Here is an 18,107-nt window from a genome sequence, read left to right on the forward strand (position 1 = left end):
ATCGCAAGGATCGCTTTTGCGGCCTGTGGCAGGGAGAAATGATGCAACGAACGGAGATTTGGCTACGTCTAATGGCCGTTAGGGGGCTGAGCGGCGATAAGTTCTTAAAAATAGCCCATTTGCTGCAACACAGTCCTCTCCTGGAGAGAGAAAGCCCGCCAGATTTGGGATTAAGCCCACGCGAATCTGCACTCTTTAATGCATTTAATGAGCGCCAGCTTGAAGCCAGCCTCAGATGGCTCGAGAAACCGGGACATCGCTTGCTGACGGCGGAAGATGCCCTCTATCCGAAGCAGCTTCGCGCTATTAATGATTATCCCGGAGCCCTCTTTGTTGCGGGAGATCCAACGCAGCTCTGTGAAAACCAGATAGCGGTTGTTGGAAGCCGTAACCTGTCTGATTACGGTGAGCGCTATTGTCGGCAGTTTTGTGAAGAGCTTGCCTTGGCCGGGCTGGTGATTACCAGCGGTCTGGCTCTGGGCATCGACGGCGTAGCACATCGCGCGGCCCTGAGCGTGCAGGGTAAAACCATTGCTGTACTTGGCAACGGGTTAGGCAGCGTTCATCCTAAACGCCACCTGATGCTGGCCAGGCAAATTGTGGAGCAGGGCGGGGCTGTCATTTCCGAATTCCCTCTCTCCTGCACCCCCTGGCCGTCAAACTTTCCGTGGCGTAACCGCGTTATCAGCGGATTGAGCAGGGCTGTATTTGTGGTGGAGGCCGGTGAGCGAAGCGGATCTCTGGTGACTGCCCGTTATGCCGTTGAACAAGGTAGAGAGGTATTTGCCCTGCCCGGTACGGTAGGAAGTCCGGGGAGCGATGGCCCACACTGGCTGATTCAGCAGGGGGCAAACCTGGTGCGAAGTCCGCAGGATATCCTCGATTATCTCTCCTCTGAACTGCACTGGCTTCCCGCTTCGCACAATGTGTCAATATATTCGCCAAATCAACAGGACGGCGCATTGCCATTTCCCCATCTGTTGGCTAACGTAGGAGATGAGGTTACACCTGTTGACGTCGTCGCTGAACGTGCCGGCCAACCTGTGCCAGAGACGGTAGCTCAGCTACTCGAACTGGAGTTAGCAGGATGGATCGCAGCTGTACCCGGCGGCTATGTCCGATTGAGGAGGGCATGCCATGTTCGACGTACTAATGTACTTATTTGAAACCTACATCCACAGCGAAGCAGAAATGCGCGTTGACCAGGATAAGCTGACGAGCGATCTCACCGACGCGGGTTTTGATCGTGAGGACATTTTTAACGCATTAGTGTGGCTTGAAAAGCTGGCCGATTATCAGGAAGGTTTGACTGAGCCGATGCAGCTTGCCGCTGACCCTCTCTCGATGCGTATTTTTACCGCAGAAGAGAGCCAGAGGCTTGATGCAGACTGCCGGGGCTTTTTACTGTTCCTTGAGCAGATTCAGGTGCTAAATCTCGACACCCGCGAAATGGTCATTGAGCGCGTGCTGGCGCTCGATACCGCAGAATTCGAACTCGAAGATCTGAAGTGGGTTGTGCTGATGGTGTTGTTCAACATTCCGGGTTGTGAAAATGCCTACCAGCAAATGGAAGAATTACTCTTCGAGGCAAATGAAGGTATGCTGCACTAAATTGAGTTGCAGCATGAGATGTTATGGCCAAGTCAGCACTGTTCTCGGTGCCAAAAAATGAACCCTGCCCCCAATGCGGGGCAGAGTTAGCAATACGTTCCGGTAAACATGGCCCATTTCTGGGCTGTACCCACTATCCGGAATGCGATTATGTTCGCCCGCTCAAGAGCCAGGCCGATGGCCATATTGTAAAGGTGCTCGATGGGCAGCCGTGTCCGGTTTGTCAGGCAACGCTCGTGTTACGCCAGGGGCGCTTTGGCATGTTTATCGGCTGCAGCAACTACCCCGAATGCGAACACACTGAAATTATCGATAAACCCGATGAGACCGCGATAGCCTGCCCTCAATGCCAGAAAGGGCAGCTGGTTCAGCGCCGTTCTCGCTACGGCAAAACCTTTTGGTCTTGCGATGGCTACCCGGACTGCCAGTTCGTTCTCAATTTTAAGCCGGTAGCGGGCATCTGCTCTGAATGTCAGTATCCGCTGCTGATTGAAAAGAAAACGGCTCAGGGCGTGAAACGCTTTTGTGCCAGTAAACAATGTGGAAAGCCGGCAACGGTGGAACAAGCCAGTGAATAATAACCTGCCTGAAGGCCAGCTCGCGCAGATCGTAGCGGCCCTGAAACAACAACAAGTCATCGCCTATCCAACCGAAGCCGTATTTGGCGTAGGGTGTGACCCTGACAGCGAGATCGCGGTTACCCGTCTGTTGGCACTAAAACAGCGTCCGGTAGAAAAGGGGCTCATCCTGATCGCCGCCGATTTTGAGCAATTAAAACCCTATATTGACGCCGCCGCGCTGAGTGAAGAACAGCTTTCCGTGGTGTTTGCGAACTGGCCTGGTCCGGTTACGTTTGTTTTCCCGGCGTTGCCTTCGACGCCAAAATGGCTGACCGGCCGTTTTGATTCCCTGGCGGTGCGTGTGACAAATCATCCGCTAGTTAAGGATCTGTGCCTGGCCTACGGTAAACCTCTGGTGTCGACCAGTGCGAACCTTACCGGCCTGCCTCCATGCCGTAACGTGCAGGAAGTTCAGCAGCAGTTCGGCGAGAGCTTCCCGGTGCTGGTGGGGGATACCGGCGGGCGCCTGAACCCTTCAGAAATACGCGATGCCTTAACCGGCGAACTCTTCCGTCAGGGGTAAATATGGAAACCTTCGCCGTCTTCGGTAACCCTATTCAACACAGTAAGTCTCCTCTTATTCACCGCCTTTTCGCCGAGCAAACAGGAATTGAGCATCCTTACGGGCGCGTGCTTGCCCCGTTAGACTCTTTTGTTGAAACACTTGATGCCTTTTTTAAAGAGGGGAAGGGCGCCAACGTAACCGTACCTTTTAAAGAACAGGCTTTTGCCCGTGCCGACGAGTTAACAGAACGCGCTGCGCTTGCCGGGGCGGTCAATACGCTCAAGCGCCTGGACGATGGCCGTTTGCTTGGCGACAATACGGACGGCATCGGCTTGTTGAGCGATCTTGAACGTTTGAAGCTGATCAAACCCGGCGATCGTATTCTGCTGGTGGGGGCTGGCGGTGCCGCTCGCGGTGTTCTGCTGCCGCTGTTGTCGCTGGACTGCGCGGTGACAATAACCAATCGAACATTTGCCAAAGCGGAAGAACTCGCTGATTTGTTTAGCCATACGGGCAGCGTTAGCGCCATAGCAATGGATCAGCTTGAAGGGCATGAGTACGATCTGTTGATCAATGCTACATCCAGCGGGATCGGCGGTGAAATTCCGGCGCTGCCGGTTTCTCTCCTTTCTCATCGCGTAAGCTGTTATGACATGTTTTACCAGAAAGGGCCGACGCCATTCCTGAGCTGGGCCATCGGGCACGGCGTAGTGCACTACGCAGACGGTCTGGGCATGCTGGTGGGCCAGGCTGCACATGCTTTTATGCTTTGGCATGGCGTTATGCCGGACGTTGCGCCGGTTATTGAGATCTTAAAAAGAGAAATGGCGGCGTGAACCAGGCGATCCAGTTCCCGGAGCGTGAACGCTGGGATGAAGAACGCAGCGCGGTTTGCTTTCCAGCGTTGGTTAAGGGTTTCCAGGTAGAGTGCGCTATAACCTCAGAGGCAATTACCAACCGCTTTGGCGGCAATTGCGCAGAAGAGTGGCTTTCGTTGTTCCGGGAACACCGCTGGGATCTTGAAGAAGAAGCTGAAAGCCTTATCGTAGACGAACAGGAAGGCGATCAAGGATGGTACTGGTTATCCTGAGCCAGATACTCATCTTTCCAGCGAACATAATTGTTAGCGGAGTAGGTCAAACCGGCCAGCTCCGCTTCAGTCAGACGGCGGATCTGTTTTACCGGGCTGCCTAAATAGAGATAACCGCTTTCCAGCCGCTTGTTTTGTGGCACCAGGCTGCCAGCACCAATCATCACATCATCTTCTACTACTACACCATCCAGCAGGATCGATCCCATACCGACTAATACGCGATTGCCAATCGTGCAGCCGTGCAGCATAACTTTGTGTCCCACCGTGACATCTTCGCCGACAATCAGCGGGTTCCCTTCAGGTTTAGAGGAAGACTTATGGGTAACATGTAGAACGCTTCCATCCTGTATGTTGGTGCGTGCGCCAATCTTCACGGTATTTACATCGCCGCGGATGGCCACCAACGGCCAGACACTGACATCATCCGCCAGTTTTACATCACCGATGACCACGCTGGTGGGATCAACCATGACTCTCTCGCCTGGCTGGGGGAATGTTTTTTGAAAAGCACGTAATACCGCAGACATAAATACCTCGAGGAAATTCATCGTGTGAATAGACTGTGGCTGCTTTCTTGAGCAATGGCAAGGGAGTAAAGGGCTGGAAAGAGGGTAGATCGAACAGGATCTCAGCGAAAAGAGTGAAAACTAAACATTCAGAAAAAAAGATCGAAAAAGTACTTGTGCTAAAAAGTGGGATCCCTATAATGCGCCTCCATCGAGACGGCACAGTGAATCACTTCACAAAATGGCCGGTTCGATAAAGAGAAAAAATCCTGAAAATCGGGGTTGACTCTGAAAGAGGAAAGCGTAATATACGCCACCTCGAGTTAGCAAGCGAAAGCGCCTAACTCACTGCTCTTTAACAATTTATCAGACAATCTGTGTGGGCACTCGCAGGATTGATATCTCAGCATCTTCGGATGCAACAAAATATCAAGTCTTGAAGAGTGACTACTGATTTTATAAACAGTTTTAATTCTTTGAGCATCAGACACTTTTAAATTGAAGAGTTTGATCATGGCTCAGATTGAACGCTGGCGGCAGGCCTAACACATGCAAGTCGAGCGGTAGCACGGGGAGCTTGCTCCTGGGTGACGAGCGGCGGACGGGTGAGTAATGTCTGGGGATCTGCCTGATGGAGGGGGATAACTACTGGAAACGGTAGCTAATACCGCATAACGTCGCAAGACCAAAGAGGGGGACCTTCGGGCCTCTTGCCATCAGATGAACCCAGATGGGATTAGCTAGTAGGTGGGGTAACGGCTCACCTAGGCGACGATCCCTAGCTGGTCTGAGAGGATGACCAGCCACACTGGAACTGAGACACGGTCCAGACTCCTACGGGAGGCAGCAGTGGGGAATATTGCACAATGGGCGCAAGCCTGATGCAGCCATGCCGCGTGTATGAAGAAGGCCTTCGGGTTGTAAAGTACTTTCAGCGAGGAGGAAGGCATTAAGGTTAATAACCTTAGTGATTGACGTTACTCGCAGAAGAAGCACCGGCTAACTCCGTGCCAGCAGCCGCGGTAATACGGAGGGTGCAAGCGTTAATCGGAATTACTGGGCGTAAAGCGCACGCAGGCGGTTTGTTAAGTCGGATGTGAAATCCCCGGGCTCAACCTGGGAACTGCATTCGAAACTGGCAAGCTTGAGTCTTGTAGAGGGGGGTAGAATTCCAGGTGTAGCGGTGAAATGCGTAGAGATCTGGAGGAATACCGGTGGCGAAGGCGGCCCCCTGGACAAAGACTGACGCTCAGGTGCGAAAGCGTGGGGAGCAAACAGGATTAGATACCCTGGTAGTCCACGCCGTAAACGATGTCGACTTGGAGGTTGTGCCCTTGAGGCGTGGCTTCCGGAGCTAACGCGTTAAGTCGACCGCCTGGGGAGTACGGCCGCAAGGTTAAAACTCAAATGAATTGACGGGGGGCCCGCACAAGCGGTGGAGCATGTGGTTTAATTCGATGCAACGCGAAGAACCTTACCTACTCTTGACATCCAGAGAACTTTCCAGAGATGGATTGGTGCCTTCGGGAACTCTGAGACAGGTGCTGCATGGCTGTCGTCAGCTCGTGTTGTGAAATGTTGGGTTAAGTCCCGCAACGAGCGCAACCCTTATCCTTTGTTGCCAGCGGTTCGGCCCGGGAACTCAAAGGAGACTGCCAGTGATAAACTGGAGGAAGGTGGGGATGACGTCAAGTCATCATGGCCCTTACGAGTAGGGCTACACACGTGCTACAATGGCGCATACAAAGAGAAGCGACCTCGCGAGAGCAAGCGGACCTCATAAAGTGCGTCGTAGTCCGGATTGGAGTCTGCAACTCGACTCCATGAAGTCGGAATCGCTAGTAATCGTAGATCAGAATGCTACGGTGAATACGTTCCCGGGCCTTGTACACACCGCCCGTCACACCATGGGAGTGGGTTGCAAAAGAAGTAGGTAGCTTAACCTTCGGGAGGGCGCTTACCACTTTGTGATTCATGACTGGGGTGAAGTCGTAACAAGGTAACCGTAGGGGAACCTGCGGTTGGATCACCTCCTTACCTAAAAGATACAAACCCGCGTAGTGCTCACACAGATTGTCTGATAGAAAACGAGCAGTAAAACCTTATAGGCTTGTAGCTCAGGTGGTTAGAGCGCACCCCTGATAAGGGTGAGGTCGGTGGTTCAAGTCCACTCAGGCCTACCAAATTCTCCGCTATCCTGCGTTACAGCACCACTCACATACGAAAGTATGCTTCGTGGGGCTGCGCCTTGACTAGCGACGAATTCATGGTGATTCGAAGGTTTTACGAAATCGATGGGGCTATAGCTCAGCTGGGAGAGCGCCTGCCTTGCACGCAGGAGGTCAGCGGTTCGATCCCGCTTAGCTCCACCATCATTTCATGCACGACTCAATACTTCAGAGTATACCGGTGACGGTGTGCTGCGAAGTATTTGCTCTTTAACAATCCGGAACAAGCTGAAAATTGAAACGACATGTCGTCTCATTCCTCCGTAATAAGGAATGGGGTTAAGACATGTTCGAGTCTCTCAAATTTTCATAATCTGAAGCGAAACATCTTCGGGTTGTGAGGTTAAGCGACTAAGCGTACACGGTGGATGCCCTGGCAGTCAGAGGCGATGAAGGACGTGCTAATCTGCGATAAGCGTCGGTAAGGTGATATGAACCGTTATAGCCGGCGATTTCCGAATGGGGAAACCCAGTGTGTTTCGACACACTATCATTACGTGAATACATAGCGTAATGAAGCGAACCGGGGGAACTGAAACATCTAAGTACCCCGAGGAAAAGAAATCAACCGAGATTCCCCCAGTAGCGGCGAGCGAACGGGGAGCAGCCCAGAACCTGAATCAGTTTGTGTGTTAGTGGAAGCGTCTGGAAAGTCGCAGGGTACAGGGTGATACTCCCGTACACTAAAATGCACATTCTGTGAGTTCGAAGAGTAGGGCGGGACACGTGGTATCCTGTCTGAATATGGGGGGACCATCCTCCAAGGCTAAATACTCCTGACTGACCGATAGTGAACCAGTACCGTGAGGGAAAGGCGAAAAGAACCCCGGCGAGGGGAGTGAAAAAGAACCTGAAACCGTGTACGTACAAGCAGTGGGAGCCTCTTTATGGGGTGACTGCGTACCTTTTGTATAATGGGTCAGCGACTTATATTCTGTAGCAAGGTTAACCGTATAGGGGAGCCGCAGGGAAACCGAGTCTTAACTGGGCGTTAAGTTGCAGGGTATAGACCCGAAACCCGGTGATCTAGCCATGGGCAGGTTGAAGGTTGGGTAACACTAACTGGAGGACCGAACCGACTAATGTTGAAAAATTAGCGGATGACTTGTGGCTGGGGGTGAAAGGCCAATCAAACCGGGAGATAGCTGGTTCTCCCCGAAAGCTATTTAGGTAGCGCCTCGTGAACTCATCTTCGGGGGTAGAGCACTGTTTCGGCTAGGGGGCCATCCCGGCTTACCAACCCGATGCAAACTACGAATACCGAAGAATGTTATCACGGGAGACACACGGCGGGTGCTAACGTCCGTCGTGAAGAGGGAAACAACCCAGACCGCCAGCTAAGGTCCCAAAGTCATGGTTAAGTGGGAAACGATGTGGGAAGGCACAGACAGCCAGGATGTTGGCTTAGAAGCAGCCATCATTTAAAGAAAGCGTAATAGCTCACTGGTCGAGTCGGCCTGCGCGGAAGATGTAACGGGGCTAAACCATGCACCGAAGCTGCGGCAGCGACACTCAGGTGTTGTTGGGTAGGGGAGCGTTCTGTAAGCCGTCGAAGGTGGACTGTGAGGTCTGCTGGAGGTATCAGAAGTGCGAATGCTGACATAAGTAACGATAAAGCGGGTGAAAAGCCCGCTCGCCGGAAGACCAAGGGTTCCTGTCCAACGTTAATCGGGGCAGGGTGAGTCGACCCCTAAGGCGAGGCCGAAAGGCGTAGTCGATGGGAAACAGGTTAATATTCCTGTACTTGGTGTTACTGCGAAGGGGGGACGGAGAAGGCTATGTTAGCCGGGCGACGGTTGTCCCGGTTTAAGCATGTAGGCGGGAGTTTTAGGTAAATCCGGAACTCTGTTAACGCTGAGGTGTGATGACGAGGCACTACGGTGCTGAAGTAACAAATGCCCTGCTTCCAGGAAAAGCCTCTAAGCATCAGGTAACATTAAATCGTACCCCAAACCGACACAGGTGGTCAGGTAGAGAATACCAAGGCGCTTGAGAGAACTCGGGTGAAGGAACTAGGCAAAATGGTGCCGTAACTTCGGGAGAAGGCACGCTGTCGCTAGGTGAAGGGATTTACTCCTGGAGCTGAAGGCAGTCGAAGATACCAGCTGGCTGCAACTGTTTATTAAAAACACAGCACTGTGCAAACACGAAAGTGGACGTATACGGTGTGACGCCTGCCCGGTGCCGGAAGGTTAATTGATGGGGTTATCCGCAAGGAGAAGCTCTTGATCGAAGCCCCGGTAAACGGCGGCCGTAACTATAACGGTCCTAAGGTAGCGAAATTCCTTGTCGGGTAAGTTCCGACCTGCACGAATGGCGTAATGATGGCCAGGCTGTCTCCACCCGAGACTCAGTGAAATTGAAATCGCTGTGAAGATGCAGTGTACCCGCGGCAAGACGGAAAGACCCCGTGAACCTTTACTATAGCTTGACACTGAACATTGAGCCTTGATGTGTAGGATAGGTGGGAGGCTTTGAAGCGTGGACGCCAGTCTGCGTGGAGCCAACCTTGAAATACCACCCTTTAATGTTTGATGTTCTAACGTAGACCCGTGATCCGGGTTGCGGACAGTGTCTGGTGGGTAGTTTGACTGGGGCGGTCTCCTCCTAAAGCGTAACGGAGGAGCACGAAGGTTAGCTAATCACGGTCGGACATCGTGAGGTTAGTGCAAAGGCATAAGCTAGCTTGACTGCGAGAGTGACGGCTCGAGCAGGTGCGAAAGCAGGTCTTAGTGATCCGGTGGTTCTGAATGGAAGGGCCATCGCTCAACGGATAAAAGGTACTCCGGGGATAACAGGCTGATACCGCCCAAGAGTTCATATCGACGGCGGTGTTTGGCACCTCGATGTCGGCTCATCACATCCTGGGGCTGAAGTAGGTCCCAAGGGTATGGCTGTTCGCCATTTAAAGTGGTACGCGAGCTGGGTTTAGAACGTCGTGAGACAGTTCGGTCCCTATCTGCCGTGGGCGCTGGAGAATTGAGGGGGGCTGCTCCTAGTACGAGAGGACCGGAGTGGACGCATCACTGGTGTTCGGGTTGTCATGCCAATGGCATTGCCCGGTAGCTAAATGCGGAAGAGATAAGCGCTGAAAGCATCTAAGCGCGAAACTTGCCCCGAGATGAGTTCTCCCTGACCCTTTAAGGGTCCTGAAGGAACGTTGAAGACGACGACGTTGATAGGCTGGGTGTGTAAGCGTAGCGATACGTTGAGCTAACCAGTACTAATGATCCGTGAGGCTTAACCTTACAACACCGAAGGTGTTTTGCAGAGACGAAAGAAGATTTTCAGCTTAGTTCAGGATTAGGTTGATGGTTATATGAAAATATGACGGTCAACAAACAGAATTTGCCTGGCGGCCGTAGCGCGGTGGTCCCACCTGACCCCATGCCGAACTCAGAAGTGAAACGCCGTAGCGCCGATGGTAGTGTGGGGTCTCCCCATGCGAGAGTAGGGAACTGCCAGGCATCAAATTAGCAGTAATGGTAGTCATACGAGGCAGGTCACTACTCTCAGAGAGTAGGACTGACGAACCGAAAGGTGAGTCTGAACGCTGCGAAGCAGCGGCCCGTAGGGTGAACGCGAGTTCATCAACTGCCAGGCATCAAATTAAGCGTGCTGATATGGCTCAGTTGGTAGAGCGCACCCTTGGTAAGGGTGAGGTCCCCAGTTCGACTCTGGGTATCAGCACCAGTTTTAACGGTTAGGTTCGGCAGATAAAAGAATTTGTCTGGCGGCAGTAGCGCGGTGGTCCCACCTGATCCCATGCCGAACTCAGAAGTGAAACGCCGTAGCGCCGATGGTAGTGTGGGGTCTCCCCATGCGAGAGTAGGGAACTGCCAGACATCAATTAAAACGAAAGGCTCAGTCGAAAGACTGGGCCTTTTGTTTTATCTGTTGTTTGTCGGTGAGCACTCTCCTGAGTAGGACAAAAGTGTCTGGAACACTTTTGAACGCCGCTTGCGGCGGCCCGAAGGGTGGCGGGCAGGACGCCCGCCATAAACTGCCAGACATCAATTAAGCAAAAAGCCCAGTCTTATGACTGGGCTTTTTGCTTTTGTGCATCTGAATTGGATACTGGCCCGGCAAGCTCAGTGCCACCGGGCAGTGATATCAGTGAATAACCTGCGAAAGAAATGCGCGTGTGCGTTCCGATTCCGGATTAGCAAAGAACTGATCCGGTGGCGCCTGCTCTACGATCTCTCCTCGATCCATAAAGATAACCCTGTCAGCCACGGTGCGCGCAAAGCCCATTTCGTGGGTCACGCACAGCATCGTCATCCCGGATTCTGCAAGCCCTATCATCGTATCCAGTACTTCCTTTACCATTTCCGGATCAAGTGCCGAAGTGGGTTCGTCAAAGAGCATGATTTTAGGTTTCATGCACAGCGAGCGTGCAATGGCCACACGCTGCTGCTGGCCACCGGATATTTGCCCCGGGAATTTGTGCGCGTGTTCAGCGATTCGCACTCGCTCGAGGTAATGCATTGCCAGCGCTTCGGCCTCTTTCTTCGGCATCTTACGAACCCAGACAGGGGCAAGCGTACAGTTCTGCAGGACGGTTAAATGCGGGAACAGGTTAAAATGCTGAAAGACCATACCGACTTCGGTGCGAACCTTCTCTATATTGCGAAGGTCGTCATTCAGCTCTGTTCCGTCGACGACAATACGGCCCTGCTGATGCTCTTCAAGGTGGTTAATGCAGCGAATCGTCGTAGATTTACCTGAGCCGGATGGCCCACACAGGACGATACGTTCGCCCTGCTTCACATTGAGATTAATGTCTTTTAAAACATGGAACTGCCCGTACCATTTGTTCACATTTTCCAGCGTGATCATCGTGTCGGCAGCCTGCAGCGTTATTTTACTCATCATAATCCTTAGTGCGGCGTACGGCCGGTGTGGAAGCGCTTCTCCAGGTGCTGGCTATAGCGCGACATACTGAAACAGAAAATCCAATAGACGATAGCGGCAAAGACATAGCCTTCCGTCGACATGCCCAGCCAGGCCGGATCAACCGTCGCCTGCTGAACGCTACTGAACAGATCGAACAGGCCGATGATGATCACCAGGCTGGTATCTTTGAACAGCGCAATAATCGTGTTCACCAGCCCCGGGATCACCAGCTTCAGCGCCTGTGGCAGAATGACTAATCCCTGCGTCTTCCAGTAACCAAGAGCCAATGACTCTGCGGCCTCATACTGCCCTTTTGGCAAGGCCTGTAGCCCGCCGCGAACGACCTCGGCGACATAGGCTGACTGGAAGAGGATCACCCCGACTAACGCCCGAATAAGCTTATCAATGCTGGTCCCTTCCGGAAGAAAGAGCGGCAGCATCACCGAGGACATAAAGAGCACGGTAATCAACGGTACGCCGCGCCAGAACTCGATAAACATAATCGAGAGGATCCTCACCACCGGCATGCGTGAGCGCCTGCCCAGCGCAAGCACAATACCCAGCGGCAGGGCACCTGCAATGCCAACGGAAGCGATAATCAGCGTGAGCGTTAACCCGCCCCAGAGGCGCGTCTCAACGCGATCCAGGCCTAAAAAGCCACCGTACATCAGCCACCAGACGACGATCGGATAGGCGACTGCCCAGCCGGCTATATAGCGACCGCGGTGAGGAAGAGACTTCCAGAACATAGCGGCAACGGAAAGCAGGCCGATGATCAGCGCAAGGTTGATGCGCCAGCGGCGATCGTGAGGATAAAGCCCATACATAAACTGGCCGAAGCGCTCGTGGATAAATACCCAGCAGGCCCCGCCTTTGGTGCAGTCGGCTCTTGTCTCACCCACCCAGTTCGCCTGGAAAACTGTCCAGTCCAGAAGCGGGGGGATCAGCTTCCACATTAGCCCGACGCAGAGCAGGGTCAGTAAAGTATTGAGCCAGCTGGAGAAAAGATTTTTACGCATCCATCGCCAGATTTGCTCAGGTTTGCTGCCCGCCGGACGGGCGCTGTGAGCCGTTAAAACTTTCATCATCGACATTCCTTAGCGCTCAACCAGGGCAATACGGCGGTTATAGACGTTCATCAGCAGAGAGATAGCCAGGCTGATCGCCAAATAAACGGACATCGTGATAGCGATGGTCTCTATTGCTTGTCCCGTCTGATTCAGCACGCTACCGGCAAACAGAGAGACCATATCCGGGTAACCAATGGCCGCTGCCAGCGAAGAGTTTTTGACGATATTCAGATACTGGCTGGTCAATGGCGGAATAATGACTCTCAGCGCCTGAGGCACAATCACCTGGCGTAGCGTCACCTGCTTAGGCAAGCCGAGAGACAGGGCTGCCTCATGCTGGCCAAAGGGAACTGACTGGATGCCTGAGCGAATGATTTCGGCGATAAAGACTGAGGTGTAAACCGACAGCGCCAGCGTTAAAGCCGCGAGCTCAGGGATCAATACAATCCCGCCGCTGAAGTTAAAGCCGTGCAGAGCGGGAATATCCCAATGCAGCGCCGCGCCGAAGATCGCATGTGCGGCAGCCGGTAGCGCAACGATCAAAGCGATCGCCACGGGCCATGTGCGGCGAAGTTGCCCGGTCTTCATCTGATGCATTTTGTTATAGCGATGCAGCCCGGCAGAGACGAGAAGCGCAAGCAGAACGGCAGCAGTAAATGCCAGCAGGCCTTCACCCACGATCGGTGCCGGGAGAGACAGCCCGCGATTGCTCAGATAGATCAGCCCGAAAGCATCCAGGGCCTGCCGTGGCCCAGGCAGATTGCGCAGCACGGCAAAGTACCAGAAGAAAATTTGCAGCATCGGGGGAATGTTGCGAAACGTCTCTATATAAAACGTCGACAGCTTGCGCACCAGCCAGTTATCGGAGAGGCGTGCCAGGCCAACAAAGAAGCCGATAAACGTGGCAAACACGATGCAGAGCACGGAGACCAGCAGGGTATTCAGGAGGCCAACAACAAAGACTTTGCTATAGGTGTCTCCCTGATCGTAGTCAATCAGATGCTGAACGATGCCAAAGCCCGCGGAACGATCGAGGAAGGCAAAGCCGGAGGTAATGCCCCGGCTATCCAGGTTGGAGACGGTGTTGTGGATCAGATAAGCAGCCATGCCGATAACAAAGGCGAGGGCGACTATCTGATACAGCCAGGCGCGAACCGAAGGGTTAGAAAAGGATAAGTCGGCCTTCACGGCTGGGCGGTGATGACGCATAAGCAAACCTCAGTAACAGGAACGTAAATCCCAAACGACCAAAGGGATGTTTTGGCCGTTTGCTCGCTATTCCCGGCTACGGATCTGAGCCATAGCCGGGCATTTTGCTTAGCGAACTGGCGGGGCGTACTGGATGCCGCCGTTGTTCCAGAGATTGTTCTGGCCGCGTTTGATTTTCAGCGGGCTTTGGGCGCCGACGTTGTTATCGAAAATCTCAGCGTAGTTACCTACCTGCTTAACAATGTTATAAGCCCATTTGTTATCGAGCTTCAGGTCTTTACCGAAATCGCCCTCTTTGCCTAGCAGGTGCGCCATATCCGGCGTTGTTGGGTTCGCGGCCATCTGGTCAACGTTCTTCGAGCTAATGCCCATCTCTTCGGCATTCAGCATGGCGAACAGCGTCCAGCGCACAATAGAGAACCAGTCATCATCACCGCGGCGTACGACTGGCCCCAGTGGTTCTTTAGAGATCACTTCTGGCAGCACCAGCCACTCGCCTGGATTGCTAAGCTTAATGCGCAGGGCGTAGAGCTGAGACTGATCTGAGGCCAGGGTGTCACAGCGGCCGGACTCCAGCGCTTTTGCCGACTCATCAGAACGGTCAAAGGTCACCGGGGTGTACTTCATATTATTGGCTTTGAAATAGTCTGCGACGTTCAGCTCGGTATCGGTGCCAGCCTGGATGCAGACGGTTGCGCCATCCAGCTCTTTCGCGCTTTTCAGCCCCGCTTTATTGTGGGTCAGGAAGCCTACGCCGTCGTAGTAGGTTACGCCGGTAAATACCATGCCCATGCCTGCATCACGAGAGGAGGTCCACGTGGTGTTACGGGAGAGAATATCGACTTCGCCGGACTGCAGGGCGGTAAAACGCTCTTTAGCGGTCAGCGGGGTGTATTTAACTTTGGAGGCATCGCCGAAAACGGCCGCCGCAACGCCACGGCAAACATCCACGTCAATACCGGTAAACTTGCCGCTGCCGTCAGCGTAAGAAAAGCCTGGAAGACCATCACTGATCCCACATTGTACAAAGCCCTTCTTTTTAACGGCATCAAGGGTCGTGCCTGCATGAGCCTGATTAGCCATCGCAAACAGCGTACCGGTAGCGACCAGAGTGGCGATCATCATCTTCTTCATAAATGCATCCTGTGTGGCGAAATTATCGTTATTGGCTTAGTGGCGTCCGGGAGACGCCGTATGCCTGTTCGTGGCAAATGCTTGAGTCATGTTTTGTAAAGCAAAGGCGATGCCAGGTTTTGCGCTGAACGTCTTACACAGGAGATGGGCGGAATAGATGAAACAGAGAGGCGGGAAACGCTCTGAAATAGTGCAGGTCTGCAACTCATGGCGCATTTCAAGAGCAGAATGATTCAGGTGTTGCAGGGGAATGAAATAAAAAAGCGCGAGGGTTCGCGCTTTGAGGGTGGGAAGCTTATTTGGTTAACGCAACGATACCCAGGGCAACACCTGCTACGGCGGCAGTACCGGCGGCGATGGCGCCTGCCGTTTCCCAGTTATCCTGGGTGGTGCCCTTCATACAGGTATTGGTGTGCACCAGACGCCCCTGGTCGTCATAGACAGGCACGCAGGGAGATTCGGTGGCACAGCCAGCCAGAAACGTGGTGAGTAACGCAACGGCGATGAATTTAGTCATTTTGAACCTCGGTTGAACCAGACGCCGGAACAGGGATTGCTTATCAGGGGACAAAGCTTTCACGGATGCTGTGCCGGAGCGAATGTGGCTATTTTACCACTGGGTATCAGACCGCAGGATTGGGGAATCATTGCAAAGCGTGTGAAGTGTAAACAAAGTGAAGGAAACGGCGCTGCAACGACAAATAACGGGGAAAAACCTCAGATCACAGCTTATGAAAAGAAAAAAGGCGCTTCCCCATGCCGAAGAGCGCCTTTTTCATCAACGGCTTAACTGATTAGTATCAGTTCATGCCGTATTTTTTCAGTTTCTTACGCAGAGTACCACGGTTGATACCCATCATCAGCGCAGCGCGGGTTTGGTTACCGCGGGTGTATTGCATCACCATGTCCAACAGTGGCTGTTCAACTTCAGCCAGTACCAGCTCATACAGGTCATTAACATCCTGACCATTCAGTTGAGCAAAATAGTTCTTCAGTGCCTGTTTAACCGAGTCACGCAGGGGCTTTTGAGTTACCTGGTCCTGAGAGTTAACGGTGGAAACGGTCAGTACGTCAGAATTTACGCGTTGTTCGAACATAGTTCTGTCAGCTCTTTATTTCATTACGCAAGATTTTCGAAGTATGCCTCCAACGCCTCCAGCTGTACGCTGGCATCCTCTATGGCGTTGAATGTGCGCCGAAACTGGTCATCTGGAGCGTGCTCCTGGAGATACCAGGAGACGTGTTTACGTGCAATTCGGTAACCTTTCACATCGCCATAAAAGCTATGCAGTTCCCGAATGTGCGAGCAAAGTAAGCGCTTCACCTCTGCCAGAGGCAAGGGCGGCAGCAGCTCTCCAGTGTCCAGATAGTGCTGGATTTCCCGAAAGATCCAGGGTCTTCCCTGAGCCGCACGGCCTATCATCAGGGCATCAGCCCCCGTATAGTCAAGTACGGCTCTGGCTTTAAGCGGGTCAGTAATGTCACCATTCGCGATAATCGGAATGGAAACTTTCTGCTTAACTGCCCGAATGCTGTCGTATTCAGCATCGCCCTGGAATAAACAGGCGCGTGTGCGTCCATGAATTGTCAGAGCCTGAATCCCACAGTCTTCAGCCAGTTGGGCAATCTCTACACAGTTACGGTGCGCGGGCTCCCAGCCGGTACGAATTTTCAACGTCACAGGAACGTCCACTGCCTGCACTACCGTCGTCACGATGTCCTTTACCAGACTCGGATACTGCAGAAGGGCTGAACCTGCCAGCTTACGATTCACCTTTTTTGCCGGACAACCCATATTGATATCAATAATCTGGGCGCCATTAGCCACATTAATACGTGCGGCTTCTGCCATCTCTTCAGGTACGCTGCCGGCGATTTGCACGGTGCGAATACCCGGTTCATCCACATGTACCATTCGTAAACGGGACTTATCGCTCGCCCAAACCTCTGGGTTAGAGGACATCATCTCGGAAACGGTTAATCCTGCTCCCATCTCGTAGCACAGCGTCCTGAATGGTCTGTCAGTGATGCCAGCCATAGGTGCTGCGATCAGGCGATTTCTGAGCTGGTGGTGTCCGATGCGCATGAGTTAAGAAATGACCATACTGTGCCTGCAAGGCGGCGTATATTACGCATTTTTTGCACGAGATGAAAGGCCAAACTTTGAACAATCCACTGTTGTAGATCAAGGAATTGCCGCTCGACGGCGGCGGCGAAAATTATTCACCATTTAAATCATTATCTTATACCAATATGATTATTTTATGGTCGCGTATAATTTCCCATAACTTCTCCTCATTTCTGAGTAAATGAATCACTTAAGCGGGATAATCTGCTGTTTTTAGCAGCAGATTATGATGCTTCTTTGCGATCTGTGCCGCACATTTAGAAGATGATATCAGCTTAAAACATCCCGTTATTCGACAATCAGACGCCCATTAAGTGACTGTACCGGACGGTTATTATCGTGGTGCATGGCGTGGGTAAATTTTTCCAACTGCTCAGAAGAGAGGGTCAAGGGATGTTTGAGTACGAGCCAGGTGACCCCTTCGGAGCACGGTGGCGTGGTCAGTGAACCGCTAAAACGCCAGTAGCTTTTATCCTCAGGCAGCAGTTTGTTCAGATTGAGGTCAGGTTTCATCGTGATGTTCTGGCCGACATATCCGGGCATGACGCCCCAGATTTTTTGCAGCTCCGCATTTGCGGCTCCTTTATCGAACATCACGGCAACGACCGCCAGTCCACCTTCGGTATTTTTGTGTACCAGATGCATTTCCATCGCGAATTTTTTACCGTGCACTGTGTTTTCGCTCGGGGCATGGAAATGGAACTGCTGCAAGGTCCAGGCTCGACCGTCGAGAGTGATGCTATCGCTTGTCTCAGCCTTTTCACCGGCCTGGAGAGTATGTCCGTTGTTTGACAGCGTCACCGGCCCTTCGCTGTAGTTCGTTTGCAGCGGAGCAAGATGGGCTTTAACGGTTGAATCAATGTTAATGGGGGACTGGTTCATTCCCTTTATGCAGGTCTTGTAGGCATCATCCAGTTCGCCCCAGTGCTCCGGGGCGCTATCTCCTTCATAGCCCCAGTGGGATGCGCAGACCGAGGGCGAGATCATGCTGAGTGCCAGCAGCGCTGCCTTGCCAGTTATGTGTTTCATCCTGTTCTTCCTGTGAATTTTAATATCCCTATGCTCAACAATTATCATTAATAATTGCATGGCTATTTTAACGAAGAA

General features: G+C 52.7%; 16 protein-coding genes, 3 tRNA genes and 4 rRNA genes. 14 read left to right on the top strand and 9 right to left on the bottom strand.

What is annotated here, in order from left to right; translation table 11 throughout:
• Positions 1–41: 41 nt before the first annotated feature.
• From dprA to EL098_RS01330, 6 genes are read left to right on the top strand one after another with little or no spacing between them, the layout of a single operon-like run.
• Positions 42–1,166 (top strand): DNA-protecting protein DprA, encoded by a 1,125-nt coding sequence (gene dprA / locus EL098_RS01305; protein WP_126358329.1) that lies wholly within the window; start codon positions 42–44, stop codon positions 1,164–1,166.
• The gene (gene smg, locus EL098_RS01310) at positions 1,138–1,611 is read left to right on the top strand and encodes a DUF494 family protein Smg (protein WP_126354322.1); all 474 of its coding nucleotides are present in this window, start codon (positions 1,138–1,140) and stop codon (positions 1,609–1,611) included. The genes dprA and smg overlap by 29 nt, the downstream gene beginning before the upstream one ends.
• Positions 1,612–1,634: 23 nt before the next feature.
• The gene (locus EL098_RS01315) at positions 1,635–2,189 is read left to right on the top strand and encodes a DNA topoisomerase family protein (RefSeq protein ID WP_126354323.1); all 555 of its coding nucleotides are present in this window, start codon (positions 1,635–1,637) and stop codon (positions 2,187–2,189) included.
• Entirely contained in the window at positions 2,182–2,754 is a 573-nt protein-coding gene (gene tsaC / locus EL098_RS01320) for an L-threonylcarbamoyladenylate synthase type 1 TsaC (RefSeq protein ID WP_126354324.1), read from the top strand. The genes EL098_RS01315 and tsaC overlap by 8 nt, the downstream gene beginning before the upstream one ends.
• 2 nt (positions 2,755–2,756) lie before the next feature.
• Complete coding sequence (aroE, locus tag EL098_RS01325; protein ID WP_126354325.1) at positions 2,757–3,572, top strand: shikimate dehydrogenase; 816 nt, start codon at positions 2,757–2,759, stop codon at positions 3,570–3,572.
• Positions 3,569–3,826: a DUF1488 family protein gene (locus tag EL098_RS01330; protein ID WP_126354326.1), complete on the top strand. Its 258-nt coding sequence runs from the start codon at positions 3,569–3,571 to the stop codon at positions 3,824–3,826. Before aroE ends, EL098_RS01330 begins: the two co-directional genes overlap by 4 nt.
• On the opposite strand, the gene EL098_RS01335 is transcribed toward EL098_RS01330, so the two are convergent.
• On the bottom strand, positions 3,802–4,356 hold the full coding sequence (locus EL098_RS01335) for a gamma carbonic anhydrase family protein (protein ID WP_126354327.1): 555 nt from the start codon (positions 4,354–4,356) through the stop codon (positions 3,802–3,804). The two genes, EL098_RS01330 and EL098_RS01335, sit on opposite strands and share 25 nt — an antisense overlap.
• Positions 4,357–4,830: 474 nt before the next feature.
• Between EL098_RS01335 and EL098_RS01340 the strand changes: the two genes are divergently transcribed.
• The 7 genes from EL098_RS01340 (at position 4,831) to rrf (EL098_RS01370) (ending at position 10,408) form a co-directional block, all read left to right on the top strand.
• Positions 4,831–6,372, top strand: a 16S ribosomal RNA gene (locus tag EL098_RS01340).
• 69 nt (positions 6,373–6,441) lie between these two features.
• A tRNA-Ile gene (locus tag EL098_RS01345) sits at positions 6,442–6,518 on the top strand.
• Positions 6,519–6,631: 113 nt separating this feature from the next.
• Positions 6,632–6,707, top strand: a tRNA-Ala gene (locus EL098_RS01350).
• Positions 6,708–6,904: 197 nt separating this feature from the next.
• Positions 6,905–9,811, top strand: a 23S ribosomal RNA gene (locus EL098_RS01355).
• 103 nt (positions 9,812–9,914) lie between these two features.
• Positions 9,915–10,030, top strand: a 5S ribosomal RNA gene (rrf, locus tag EL098_RS01360).
• A 150-nt stretch (positions 10,031–10,180) separates the two neighbouring features.
• Positions 10,181–10,256 (top strand) — tRNA-Thr (locus EL098_RS01365).
• A 36-nt stretch (positions 10,257–10,292) separates the two neighbouring features.
• Positions 10,293–10,408 (top strand): 5S ribosomal RNA (gene rrf, locus EL098_RS01370).
• Together the 16S, 23S and 5S rRNA genes with 3 tRNA genes alongside form the textbook arrangement of a ribosomal RNA operon.
• 268 nt (positions 10,409–10,676) lie before the next feature.
• Here the strand turns inward: rrf (EL098_RS01370) and EL098_RS01375 are convergent.
• From EL098_RS01375 to EL098_RS01395, 5 genes are all read right to left on the bottom strand, one after another.
• On the bottom strand, positions 10,677–11,435 hold the full coding sequence (locus tag EL098_RS01375) for an amino acid ABC transporter ATP-binding protein (RefSeq protein WP_126354328.1): 759 nt from the start codon (positions 11,433–11,435) through the stop codon (positions 10,677–10,679).
• Positions 11,436–11,443: 8 nt separating this feature from the next.
• The gene (locus EL098_RS01380) at positions 11,444–12,547 is read right to left on the bottom strand and encodes an amino acid ABC transporter permease (protein WP_126354329.1); all 1,104 of its coding nucleotides are present in this window, start codon (positions 12,545–12,547) and stop codon (positions 11,444–11,446) included.
• Positions 12,548–12,556: 9 nt separating this feature from the next.
• Entirely contained in the window at positions 12,557–13,738 is a 1,182-nt protein-coding gene (locus tag EL098_RS01385; RefSeq protein ID WP_126354330.1) for an amino acid ABC transporter permease, read from the bottom strand.
• A gap of 108 nt (positions 13,739–13,846) precedes the next feature.
• Positions 13,847–14,872: an amino acid ABC transporter substrate-binding protein gene (locus EL098_RS01390; RefSeq protein WP_126354331.1), complete on the bottom strand. Its 1,026-nt coding sequence runs from the start codon at positions 14,870–14,872 to the stop codon at positions 13,847–13,849.
• Between the two features lie 295 nt (positions 14,873–15,167).
• Complete coding sequence (locus tag EL098_RS01395) at positions 15,168–15,389, bottom strand: putative periplasmic lipoprotein (RefSeq protein ID WP_061276095.1); 222 nt, start codon at positions 15,387–15,389, stop codon at positions 15,168–15,170.
• 84 nt (positions 15,390–15,473) lie between these two features.
• On the opposite strand from EL098_RS01395, the gene EL098_RS01400 reads away from it, so the two are divergent.
• On the top strand, positions 15,474–15,662 hold the full coding sequence (locus EL098_RS01400) for a hypothetical protein (RefSeq protein WP_126354332.1): 189 nt from the start codon (positions 15,474–15,476) through the stop codon (positions 15,660–15,662).
• Positions 15,663–15,672: 10 nt separating this feature from the next.
• Here EL098_RS01400 and fis read toward each other — a convergent pair whose 3' ends face one another.
• The 3 genes from fis to EL098_RS01415 all read right to left on the bottom strand — a co-directional run bounded on the left by fis (position 15,673) and on the right by EL098_RS01415 (position 18,029).
• Positions 15,673–15,969, bottom strand: a complete 297-nt coding sequence (gene fis / locus EL098_RS01405; RefSeq protein ID WP_000462905.1) for a DNA-binding transcriptional regulator Fis — start codon at positions 15,967–15,969, stop codon at positions 15,673–15,675.
• Positions 15,970–15,992: 23 nt separating this feature from the next.
• Entirely contained in the window at positions 15,993–16,958 is a 966-nt protein-coding gene (gene dusB / locus EL098_RS01410) for a tRNA dihydrouridine synthase DusB (RefSeq protein ID WP_126354333.1), read from the bottom strand.
• 330 nt (positions 16,959–17,288) lie between these two features.
• On the bottom strand, positions 17,289–18,029 hold the full coding sequence (locus EL098_RS01415) for a carbonic anhydrase (RefSeq protein WP_126354334.1): 741 nt from the start codon (positions 18,027–18,029) through the stop codon (positions 17,289–17,291).
• Between the last annotated feature and the right edge of the window lie 78 nt (positions 18,030–18,107).

This window comes from Cedecea lapagei (genome assembly GCF_900635955.1).
In the GTDB taxonomy this organism is placed as follows: Bacteria; Pseudomonadota; Gammaproteobacteria; order Enterobacterales; family Enterobacteriaceae; genus Cedecea; species Cedecea lapagei.

What these genes read in the sequence shown, in the direction of transcription:
- dprA (WP_126358329.1), top strand. Translation starts at nt 42, where the DNA reads ATGCAACGAACGGAGATTTGGCTACGTCTAATGGCCGTTAGGGGGCTG.
- smg (WP_126354322.1), top strand. Translation starts at nt 1,138, where the DNA reads ATGTTCGACGTACTAATGTACTTATTTGAAACCTACATCCACAGCGAA.
- EL098_RS01315 (WP_126354323.1), top strand. Translation starts at nt 1,635, where the DNA reads ATGGCCAAGTCAGCACTGTTCTCGGTGCCAAAAAATGAACCCTGCCCC.
- aroE (WP_126354325.1), top strand. Translation starts at nt 2,757, where the DNA reads ATGGAAACCTTCGCCGTCTTCGGTAACCCTATTCAACACAGTAAGTCT.
- EL098_RS01335 (WP_126354327.1), bottom strand. Translation starts at nt 4,356, where the DNA reads ATGTCTGCGGTATTACGTGCTTTTCAAAAAACATTCCCCCAGCCAGGC.
- EL098_RS01375 (WP_126354328.1), bottom strand. Translation starts at nt 11,435, where the DNA reads ATGAGTAAAATAACGCTGCAGGCTGCCGACACGATGATCACGCTGGAA.
- EL098_RS01380 (WP_126354329.1), bottom strand. Translation starts at nt 12,547, where the DNA reads ATGATGAAAGTTTTAACGGCTCACAGCGCCCGTCCGGCGGGCAGCAAA.
- EL098_RS01385 (WP_126354330.1), bottom strand. Translation starts at nt 13,738, where the DNA reads ATGCGTCATCACCGCCCAGCCGTGAAGGCCGACTTATCCTTTTCTAAC.
- EL098_RS01390 (WP_126354331.1), bottom strand. Translation starts at nt 14,872, where the DNA reads ATGAAGAAGATGATGATCGCCACTCTGGTCGCTACCGGTACGCTGTTT.
- EL098_RS01395 (WP_061276095.1), bottom strand. Translation starts at nt 15,389, where the DNA reads ATGACTAAATTCATCGCCGTTGCGTTACTCACCACGTTTCTGGCTGGC.
- fis (WP_000462905.1), bottom strand. Translation starts at nt 15,969, where the DNA reads ATGTTCGAACAACGCGTAAATTCTGACGTACTGACCGTTTCCACCGTT.
- dusB (WP_126354333.1), bottom strand. Translation starts at nt 16,958, where the DNA reads ATGCGCATCGGACACCACCAGCTCAGAAATCGCCTGATCGCAGCACCT.
- EL098_RS01415 (WP_126354334.1), bottom strand. Translation starts at nt 18,029, where the DNA reads ATGAAACACATAACTGGCAAGGCAGCGCTGCTGGCACTCAGCATGATC.